Below are 9,462 nucleotides of genomic sequence, written 5' to 3'. Positions count from 1 at the left end.
CTGCGGTGGTGCTGACCATAATGAGTTACGGCAATGAATCGACATAATCGAGGCCGTCTGAATATTCAGACGGCCTTGATTATGTCGAAAAAACCGATTATTTCGGCTTGCGGTACACATCGTGACACGATTTGCAGCTTGCGCCCACTTCGCCGTAAGCGGCTTTGATGGTTTCCAAATTACCGCCTTGTGCCGCTTCGTTGAGCTTGGCCACGGCTGCGTGGAATTTTTCTTCTTCGGCTTTGAACTTGGCTTCATCTGCCCAAATGGCCGGCAGTGCATCGCCGTTGCCTTGAGGGTCGGATTGGAAATGCTCAAAAGGCTTTTTGCTGCTTTCGGCAAATTTGGCAGCGTTGGCTTTAAAGGTTTCGACCACGTAAGTTTCTTCGCCTTTCACCATTTTGCCCATGCTCATGAATTCCGGCATCATCGATTTGAACGCGGCGGTGCGCTCTTCGGAAATCGCCCCTTTAGGTTCGGCTGGTGCGCCGCCGCAGGCGGAAAGGGCGAAAGCGGCGGTGGCCGCTAAAATCAGGGAAGTTTTGATTTTCATGGTGTGTCCTTGTGGTATGATTGTTTTGATTGAAGACGGCGAGGTCTCGGATATCTCGGGCCGTCTGAAAAATAACATGATGCAATCATACCTGAAAACCGTGTGAAAAACGAAAGGAAACAGTATGGCGATTTTGATTACCGGCGCTTCTGCCGGATTCGGCGAGGCGATGTGCCGCAGTTTTGTGGCGGCGGGCTACCATGTTATTGGTGCGGCGCGCCGTTTGGACAAATTACAGGCATTGGCCGATGAATTGGGCGGCCAGTTTTACGCGCTGGAAATGGACGTATCGAAAACCGAATCCATCCGCAACGCGCTCGACAGCCTGCCGGAAAACTTCAGCGAAATCGACTGCCTGATCAATAATGCCGGTTTGGCCTTAGGCTTAGACAATGCCGACAAAGCCGATTTCGGCGATTGGGAAACCATGATCCAGACCAACATCGTCGGCCTGACTTTTCTCACGCGCCAAGTGTTGCCGCAGATGGTGGAACGCAATCAGGGCTACATCATGAATTTAGGTTCGATTGCCGGCACTTACCCTTATCCGGGCGGCAATGTGTATGGCGCGACTAAAGCATTTGTGCGCCAGTTTAGTCTGAATCTACGCGCGGATTTGGCAGGTAAAAACATCCGCGTGACCAACATCGAGCCGGGCTTGTGCGGCGATACCGAGTTTTCCAATGTGCGCTTCAAAGGCGACGACGAACGCGCGGCCGATTTGTATAAAAACGTGCAGTTTATCCGCCCGCAAGACATTGCCGACACCGCTTTGTGGCTGTATCAGCGTCCGGCGCACATGAACGTCAATGCCATTGAAATCATGCCGGTGGCGCAAACGTTTAACCCGCTCAAAGTTACCAAAGAAGAAACCACTGCTGTGGCGGTGGCGGAAGAGAGCTTTGAGAAACAAAGCACCTCATTATTCGGCAAAATCAAATCGTGGTTTAAATAAGTTTTCTTCATAGGCCGTCTGAAAGCAGCACAAGGCTTTCAGACGGCCTTGATGTATCTGAATGCATACAAACACGCTATAATAAGGCCATCTGAAAAGGCCGTCTGAAAGCCCGTTATGAATCCTTTGAAACAGAAAATTTTAGAACAAGCCCGCATCGACGGCGCGCAGGTGACTGCTTTGCGCGAGCAGGTGCTGGATATCGTGTTGCAGCAAACCGGCGTGATTAAAGCCTACAATGTGTTGTCGCTGATGCAGCAGCAAAGCGAAGGCGTGGTCGCACCGCCTACCGCCTACCGCGCCTTAGATTTTTGGGCGGAGCAGGGCGTGTTGCACAAAGTGGCGGCGGTGAATGGTTATGTATTGTGCAGCCACGCGCAGCATGAGTGCGGCGACCATTGCCATGACGACGAAGAAATCGCCACCCACCACAGCGCGTTTATTTTGGTGTGCACCGAATGCGGCGCGGTCGATGAGCAAACCTTAAGCCAAGAATGGACGGCCTTGCGTGCCGGTGTGGCCGAAAGCGGCTTTGCCTTGAAAGAAGAACACGTTGTTTTAACAGGAATTTGCAAGAAATGTCAGTAAAGAAAACCAAAGTCCACCTGATTTCCGGCTTCTTGGGCACCGGCAAAACCACCGCACTCAAAAGCCTGATGGCGCAAAAAGACCCGCATGAAAAATGGGTGATTATTGTCAATGAATTTGGCGAAATCGGTATTGACGGCGCGGTATTGAGCGACGACGGCATTCCCGTGGCCGAAATCGCCGGTGGTTGCCTGTGTTGTACCGCCGGTGCACAAATGGGCAGCACCGTGCAAAAAATGCTGCGCGATGCCGAACCTGACCGCCTGATGATTGAAGCCAGCGGTTTGGCGCACGCCGCCAGCGTGATTGACGAACTCAAAGCGCCGCCGTTGAAAGATTTGGTGGAAATTGCCGCTGTGTTTACCGTGGTCGATCCGCGCCAATTTATTGACCCGAATTACGCCAACCAAGCCTTGTATAAAGACCAAATCGGCGTATGTGATGTGTTGGTGGCCAGCAAAACCGATTTGTGCACACCTGAGCAAATGGCCGAATTCCACGACAAAGCGGCCAAATTGTTCCCACCGAAAGCCAAAGTGGTTGAAGTGCAAAATGCCCAGCTTGATATCCAATGGCTGGATATTCCGGTGGTGGAAAAATCACGTTACCGCATCAAAGCTTTGCCTGACAACACCATGGGTTTCCAATCCGAAGGCTTCACTTTCCCTGCCGGTAAAGAATTTGACGGCGAACGTCTGACCCACTTTTTCAACGACCTGCCGAAAATGACCGAAGGCTTAGTACGCGCTAAAGGCGTGTTTCAAGTGCTCGGTACATGGGTGTGGCTCAACTGGGTGGACGGCCAATGGGGCGCGAACCAAGTTTCATGGCGACGTGATTCGCGTTTTGAACTGATTGCCAAATCGTTTGACGCGGATTTGATTCAGCAGAAATTGAATGAAGCGATGGAGTAAGGCCGTCTGAACAGTTAATACACGGCAAACACATCATTGAGCCATTGATAAGCGCAATAGGCCGTCTGAAAACCTTAAACCTTTTTCAGACGGCCTCAACACTCAAGAAAGCAAATCCCATGTGGCGTTATATTTTCCAACGCTTATTACTGTTAATCCCCACGCTGCTCGGTATTCTGGCGGTAACGTTTGCGATTATCCAATTCGTGCCGGGTGGGCCGGTAGAGCAGATGGTGCAGCAGTTGACCCAAAGCGCGGCGGTGGGCGAAGCGGGCAGCGGTGCGACAAATATGATGAAATCGGGCAACTTAAGCGCCGATGACATGGCGGCGTTGAATGCGCTTTATGGGTTTGACAAACCGCCGTTGACGCGTTTTGTCGAGATGGTCGGCCGTTTTGCCCGCTTTGATTTGGGCGAGAGCTTTTTTCATCATCAAACGGTGTTTGAATTGGTGAAAGAAAAAATGCCCGTGTCGATGAGCTTGGGGCTGTGGACGTTTTTCCTGACCTATCTGATTTGCATTCCGCTCGGCATTGCCAAGGCGGTGCGCGACGGCAGCCGTTTTGATATGCTCACCGGCATGGTGGTGTTGGTCGGCTATACCATTCCGCCGTTTGTGTTGGGTTTGGTGTTGCTGGTGTTGTTTGGCGGCGGCAGCTTTTTCTCGTGGTTTCCGCAGGGCGGGTTGGTGAGTGATGACTGGGAAAATTTCAGCACGTTTGCCAAAATCAAAGATTATCTGTGGCACATGGCCTTGCCGATTACCGCTTCGGTGGCCGGTAATCTGGCGGTGATGACGGTGTTGACCAAAAACGTATTTCTCGAAGAAATCCGCCGTCAATACGTCTATACCGCCCGTGCCAAAGGCTTGCCGGAGAGGCAGATTTTGTGGAAGCACGTGTTCCGCAATGCCATGATTCCGCTGATTACCGGCTTTCCGGCAGCCTTTATCGGCGCGTTTTTCACCGGCAGCCTGCTAATTGAAACGCTGTTTTCGCTAGACGGGCTGGGCTTGTTGTCATACGAAGCAGTAATGAAACGCGATTATCCGGTGGTGATGGGCACGCTGTATGTGTTCACGCTGATGGGGCTGCTGGCGAAATTGTTGTCGGATATTTCCTATTCGTGGGTGGATCCGCGCATTCATTTTGGCGGGCAGAAGTAGGAGGTAAAAATGAGCAGAAAACGTAAAATTTTACTGGGTATGGTATTGGCTGTATTTGCTGGAGGGTGGATATATGCGCAATACCGCACGACTGATAAAGCCATTACCGGTGAAGTATGGGCAAGGCCGATAGGCGGTGATTCTTTAGAATTATCCAACTGGACTTGCTGCGGTGGAATGTGCGGTGTCAACGATAAAAATCAATACATCATCACGTATGAAACAGGTCAATCAAAAGTATTGGGTAAAGTAACCGACCGCCGCTGGCGTTTGGATAACGATATTGAAATTACGATTACAACTGATGACGGCAAGCGGGCAGATTTTTTACTGCATGAAAAAGAATGGTAACAGGCCGTCTGAAACCTTTCAGACGGCCTCAAAAGCACAACGATGAAGACACTTTCCCAAAATCCCACATGGCAGGCTTTTAAGCAGCACAAGCGCGGTTGGTTGGCCTTGCGTGTGCTGGCGGTGCTGTTTGCCGTGGCGTTGGCCGCGCCACTGTGGAGCAACGACAAGCCGCTGTGGATTCAGTATCAGGGCAAAACCTATTTTCCGCTCGTCAATACTTATCATGAAACCGAATTTAGCGGCGATTTCGACACGCCTGCCGATTATCTCGATCCCTTAATCCGCCAAAATATTACGTCCGACGGCAATTTCGCCCTTTACCTGCCTAACCCTTACGCCGCCAACACTTTAAACGATTTCGACACCCAATCCGATCCGGCAAGGCCGTCTGAACGGCATTGGTTGGGTACGGACGACCGCGGCCGCGATGTGCTGGCGCGTTTGGTGTATGGTTTCCGTGATTCGCTACTGTTTGCCTTGGCCTTGACCGCCGTTACCACGTTTATCGGCGTGGTGATGGGCGCGGTGCAGGGCTATTTCGGCGGAAAAACCGATTTGCTGATTCAGCGTTTTTTGGAAATCTGGGGCGGTTTGCCCGAGCTTTATCTGCTGATTATTTTGTCGTCATTTTTTAATCCGAGCTTGCTGATTTTATTGTTGTTGCTGTCGCTGTTTGGCTGGATGGGCTTGTCGGACTATGTCCGCTCCGAATTTTTGAAAAACCGTCAGGCCGATTATGTGTTGGCGGCAAAAAGCATGGGCGTGGGCAACGGCACGATTATGTGGCGGCACATTCTGCCCAACAGCCTCACGCCGGTGTTGGCATTTTTGCCGTTCCGCATTTCCGGCGCGGTATTGGCCTTAACCAGTTTGGACTTTTTGGGACTGGGTGTGCCCGCTTCGCAAGCCAGCTTGGGCGAACTGTTGGCGCAGGGCAAAGATAATCTCGATGCATGGTGGATAGGCTTGTCGGCAGTCGGCGCGTTGACGGTGATGTTGCTGCTGTTGGTGATGGTAGGCGAAGGCTTGCGCCATGCGTTTGACGTGCGGGCGCGGAATTGATTTCAGACGGCCTTTGCCGAATAATCTTGCCTGTTTGCCGAAAATCTCATCAGAACTTGCTTGTTTTTACGCGAGATGCCTTACTTTCTTTATGCCGATTCTATAAAATACAGGCGGCTCGCCAACGGGCGTTCATGCTGGGCATATCAAATCATTCCAATAAGAAAACTTTATGAATTATCTTTATTGTAATTTTTACCAAATGTTGTCGGCGGCAAACCATAAATCCGCCAAAAATACAGCTATTTTCAATGATCAGGAAAAAATCAGCTATCGCGAGCTTAAGCAGAAAGTCGATGCGGTCTCCGCTTATTTGCAAAGCATTGATGTAAAGTTTAGCGACAAAGTGGCACTGGCGGTATCGAATTCACCTGAATTTATCGTGGCTTACTTTGCTGTTACGGCGCTGGGCGCGGTGGCGGTGCCAATGAACACGTTTTTGAAAAACGATGAATTTGCCTATATTCTCAATGATTGCGGTGCCAAGTTTTTGTTTGCTTCAGACGGCCTGAAAGAAATCAAAGGCTTGGAAGACAAAACCAAGCTGGAGAAAATCATTTGGATCGGCGATAAACCGTTGGCTAATCCAAAACACGGCAATTTTTCGGCGGCTTTGTCGTTTCCGGAAAAGCCGGATTTAAGCCATCAGCCCGCCATTGATGATTTGGCGTACATTATCTACACATCGGGCACCACGGGTCATCCTAAGGGTGCGCTGATTACCTATAAAAACCTGTTTTCCAATCTGCAAGGCGTGGAGCAGGTGTTTAAAATTTCGCGTAAAGACCGCTTTGTCGTGTTCCTACCGATGTTCCACAGCTTCACGCTGACGGCGATGGTGTTGCTGCCGATTTATATGGCCTGCTCGATTATCTTGGTGAAATCGGTGTTTCCGTTTTCCAATGTGTTGAAACAGGTTTTGCTCAAGCGCGCGACCATTTTCTTGGGTGTACCGGCGATTTACACCGCAATGGGCAAGGCGAAAATTCCGTGGTATTTCCGCTGGTTCAATCGTGTGCGCTTGTTTGTGAGCGGGGGTGCACCTTTGGCCGAGCAAACCATTTTGGATTTCAAGGCCAAGTTCCCCAAAGCCAAACTGATTGAAGGTTATGGTTTGAGCGAGTGTTCACCGGTGGTTTCTGTCAACACGCTGGAGCAGCAGAAAGTCGGCAGTGTGGGCAAACCCTTGCCGGGCTACCAAATCAAAGCGGTTGATGACGAATTGATGGAAGTGGAAAAAGGCGGCGTGGGTGAACTCATCGTCAAAAGCGATGCGGTGATGCAGGGCTATCTGAATATGCCGGGCGCGACCGATGAAGCGATTGTCAACGGCTGGCTGCGCACAGGCGATTTGGTGCAAATTGATGATGATGGCTTTATTTTCATTGTCGACCGCAAAAAAGATTTGATTATTTCCAAAGGCCAAAACATTTATCCGCGCGAAATTGAAGAAGTGCTGTATAAAATGGATGCGGTGGAAGCCGCGGCGGTGATTGGTGTGAAAGACCAATATGCCGATGAAGAAATCGTTGCCTTTGTGCAGATCAAAGACAAAATGACGCTGGATGAAAAAGAAGTGCGCGCTTATTTGCGTAAAAATCTGGCGAATTTTAAAGTGCCCAAGCACATTTATTTTAAAGACGAGCTGCCAAAAAACGCCACCGGCAAGGTGTTGAAACGCATATTGAAGCAGCAGTTGCAAGCAGAGCAATCGGCCGGATAAGGCCGTCTGAAAAGCGTGGTTGGCCAATCACGCTTTTATGCTATGGAATCCATCATGACCCCGATTTTACACATCGAAAATCTGAATGCTTCATTCCCGGGCAAACAGGTATTGCACGACATCAATCTTACTGTGCAAGCCGGGCGCAAGCTGGCGATTGTCGGCGAGAGCGGCAGCGGCAAAACTGTGTTGGCGCAGGGTATCATGCGGCTGAATCCGGCGGTGTCGTTAACAGGCCGTCTGAAATTTGAAGACACGGATTTGTTGACGCTACCTGAGCGTAATCTGCAAAAGCTGCGCGGTCACGACATCGGCATGGTGTTCCAAGAGCCGATGACGGCCTTAAACCCCGTGATGCGCGTGGGCAAACAAATTGCCGAAGTGTTGACGCTGCATTTGGGATTGACCGCCAAACAGGCATGGGCGCGCGCCGTGGAGCTGTTGCGTGAAACCGGCATTCAGCAGCCCGAAGAAAAAGCCTTTGCCTATCCGTTTCAATTATCCGGCGGACAGCGGCAGCGGGCGATGATTGCGATGGCGGTGGCGGCAGAACCGAAATTGTTGATTGCCGATGAGCCGACTACCGCGCTGGATGTGGCAGTGCAGGCGCAGATTCTTGATTTATTGTCGCGCTTGCAACAGGCGCGCGGCATGACTTTGGTGTACATCAGCCACGATTTGAATTTGGTGCGCCGTTTTGCCGATGACGTGGTAGTGATGCAGCATGGCCGCATTGTCGAGCAGGGTAGCGTGGAAGACGTGTTCAGACGGCCTCAACATGAATACACCAAAATGCTGCTCAATGCCGGCGCGGTGCGGCAGGTGGTGGATTTGCCGCAAAATCCTGCGACGGTGTTGGAAGGCGAAGCCATCAGCGTGTCGGTAAAAGAGCAGGCCGGTTGGTTTAAGAAACGCCGCAAAACGCTGCTGCAGCCCTTGGATTTTCATTTGAAAGCGGGCGAAACCTTGGGCATTATCGGCGAGAGTGGCAGCGGCAAAACCACGTTGGCCAAAGCGGTAATGCGTTTAATGGAGTCGGAAGGCCGTCTGAAAATCAACGGCCAAGCATGGCGGTCTGAATTGCGCAAAGAAATCCAAATGGTGTTTCAAGACCCGTTTGGCGCATTTAATCCGCGCATGAATGTGTTTGATATTGTGGCCGAGGCCTTACGTGTACACGAGCCGCAGTTGAGTCGCGAAGCCATGCACGCGCGGGTAGCAGAAACCTTGCGTCAAGTCGGGTTGCCTGAAGATGTGATGACGCGTTATCCGCATGCGTTCTCCGGCGGCCAACGCCAACGCCTCGCCATTGCACGCGCAATTATTGTGCGCCCGAAAATTTTGGTGCTCGACGAGCCGACCAGCGCGCTTGATGTGCAATGGCAGCAGCAAATTTTGGCCTTGCTGGCCGATTTGCAGCGTCAGCACGGCTTGAGCCTCATCATCATCAGCCATGATTTGGCGGTGATTCGCGCTCTGTCGCACCGCGTGATGGTGTTGAAAGACGGGCAGATTGTCGAAGAAGGGGATTTGGATGCGGTGTTTGCAAATCCTCATGCCGCTTATACGCAAAATCTATTGTTGCACGCAGGGGCTTGAAATTTTCCGCCATTAGCCCTATTCTGCCAATATACAAAAACCCTCATCTGAAAGGAAACACTATGAGCAGCGAACTGATTGTACACACCACTGATGCCAACTTCGAACAAGACGTTTTGAAATCAGACGTGCCGGTATTGTTGGATTTCTGGGCACCATGGTGCGGCCCTTGCAAAATGATTGCCCCGATTTTGGACGATGTTGCCGCTGAATACCAAGGTAAAGTGAAAGTGATTAAAATCAACATCGACGACAACCAAAATACCCCGAACCAATTCGGTGTGCGCGGTATCCCGACTTTGATGGTATTCAAAGACGGTCAAAATGTAGCCACTAAAGTGGGCGCGTTGGCAAAAGGCCAATTGACTGCATTCTTGGATGCGTCTATCGCTTAATTTTTGAGTGAGTTTAAAAGGCCGTCTGAAACCATATGGTTTCAGACGGCCTTACATTCGCATTTCAAGTGCAACGCTCAAATGCCATTGGCAAGGGCTGCTGAAAACAGATCACCCGGTGTCTCATAGTCCAATGTCTTTCTCGGTCGGCGG

Annotated in this window: 10 protein-coding genes; 9 read left to right on the top strand and 1 reads right to left on the bottom strand. The window is 50.9% G+C overall.

Translation table 11 applies throughout. The annotated features are described in order from the left end of the window. Positions 1-97: 97 nt before the first annotated feature. Entirely contained in the window at positions 98-547 is a 450-nt protein-coding gene (locus tag CRG49_RS11095; RefSeq protein ID WP_198515161.1) for a cytochrome c, read from the bottom strand. A gap of 130 nt (positions 548-677) precedes the next feature. On the opposite strand from CRG49_RS11095, the gene CRG49_RS11090 reads away from it, so the two are divergent. The 9 genes from CRG49_RS11090 to trxA all read left to right on the top strand — a co-directional run bounded on the left by CRG49_RS11090 (position 678) and on the right by trxA (position 9,309). Continuing rightward, positions 678-1,508 carry an SDR family oxidoreductase gene (locus CRG49_RS11090; RefSeq protein WP_095503658.1) on the top strand — a complete coding sequence of 277 codons (831 nt, stop codon included), beginning with the start codon at positions 678-680 and terminating at the stop codon, positions 1,506-1,508. Positions 1,509-1,625: 117 nt separating this feature from the next. Next, positions 1,626-2,096 carry a Fur family transcriptional regulator gene (locus CRG49_RS11085; RefSeq protein WP_095503659.1) on the top strand — a complete coding sequence of 157 codons (471 nt, stop codon included), beginning with the start codon at positions 1,626-1,628 and terminating at the stop codon, positions 2,094-2,096. After that, positions 2,087-3,010 (top strand): GTP-binding protein, encoded by a 924-nt coding sequence (locus CRG49_RS11080; protein ID WP_095503660.1) that lies wholly within the window; start codon positions 2,087-2,089, stop codon positions 3,008-3,010. Before CRG49_RS11085 ends, CRG49_RS11080 begins: the two co-directional genes overlap by 10 nt. A gap of 119 nt (positions 3,011-3,129) precedes the next feature. Then, the gene (locus CRG49_RS11075; RefSeq protein WP_095503661.1) at positions 3,130-4,176 is read left to right on the top strand and encodes an ABC transporter permease subunit; all 1,047 of its coding nucleotides are present in this window, start codon (positions 3,130-3,132) and stop codon (positions 4,174-4,176) included. A 9-nt stretch (positions 4,177-4,185) separates the two neighbouring features. Further along, positions 4,186-4,527 carry a hypothetical protein gene (locus CRG49_RS11070; protein ID WP_095503662.1) on the top strand — a complete coding sequence of 114 codons (342 nt, stop codon included), beginning with the start codon at positions 4,186-4,188 and terminating at the stop codon, positions 4,525-4,527. Positions 4,528-4,569: 42 nt separating this feature from the next. After that, positions 4,570-5,592 carry an ABC transporter permease gene (locus tag CRG49_RS11065; protein ID WP_095503663.1) on the top strand — a complete coding sequence of 341 codons (1,023 nt, stop codon included), beginning with the start codon at positions 4,570-4,572 and terminating at the stop codon, positions 5,590-5,592. 172 nt (positions 5,593-5,764) lie between these two features. Next, positions 5,765-7,315 (top strand): fatty acid--CoA ligase, encoded by a 1,551-nt coding sequence (locus tag CRG49_RS11060; protein ID WP_095503664.1) that lies wholly within the window; start codon positions 5,765-5,767, stop codon positions 7,313-7,315. Between the two features lie 51 nt (positions 7,316-7,366). Further along, a complete protein-coding gene (locus CRG49_RS11055; RefSeq protein ID WP_095503666.1) occupies positions 7,367-8,914 on the top strand; it encodes an ABC transporter ATP-binding protein in 1,548 nt (515 codons plus the stop codon). A 62-nt stretch (positions 8,915-8,976) separates the two neighbouring features. Then, entirely contained in the window at positions 8,977-9,309 is a 333-nt protein-coding gene (gene trxA, locus CRG49_RS11050; protein ID WP_095503665.1) for a thioredoxin TrxA, read from the top strand. The last annotated feature ends 153 nt before the right edge of the window (positions 9,310-9,462 follow it).

The sequence above is a fragment of the Neisseria sp. N95_16 genome (genome assembly GCF_002551535.2).
GTDB classification, from domain to species: Bacteria; Pseudomonadota; Gammaproteobacteria; order Burkholderiales; family Neisseriaceae; genus Neisseria; species Neisseria brasiliensis.
Note: the sequence above shows the minus strand (reverse complement) of the source record. Positions and strands in the feature narration are given on the sequence as shown.

Bases quoted from the DNA above. Each gene is read 5' to 3' on its own strand.
- CRG49_RS11090 (WP_095503658.1), top strand. From the start codon at position 678: ATGGCGATTTTGATTACCGGCGCTTCTGCCGGATTCGGCGAGGCGATG.
- CRG49_RS11085 (WP_095503659.1), top strand. From the start codon at position 1,626: ATGAATCCTTTGAAACAGAAAATTTTAGAACAAGCCCGCATCGACGGC.
- CRG49_RS11080 (WP_095503660.1), top strand. From the start codon at position 2,087: ATGTCAGTAAAGAAAACCAAAGTCCACCTGATTTCCGGCTTCTTGGGC.
- CRG49_RS11075 (WP_095503661.1), top strand. From the start codon at position 3,130: ATGTGGCGTTATATTTTCCAACGCTTATTACTGTTAATCCCCACGCTG.
- CRG49_RS11070 (WP_095503662.1), top strand. From the start codon at position 4,186: ATGAGCAGAAAACGTAAAATTTTACTGGGTATGGTATTGGCTGTATTT.
- CRG49_RS11065 (WP_095503663.1), top strand. From the start codon at position 4,570: ATGAAGACACTTTCCCAAAATCCCACATGGCAGGCTTTTAAGCAGCAC.
- CRG49_RS11060 (WP_095503664.1), top strand. From the start codon at position 5,765: ATGAATTATCTTTATTGTAATTTTTACCAAATGTTGTCGGCGGCAAAC.
- trxA (WP_095503665.1), top strand. From the start codon at position 8,977: ATGAGCAGCGAACTGATTGTACACACCACTGATGCCAACTTCGAACAA.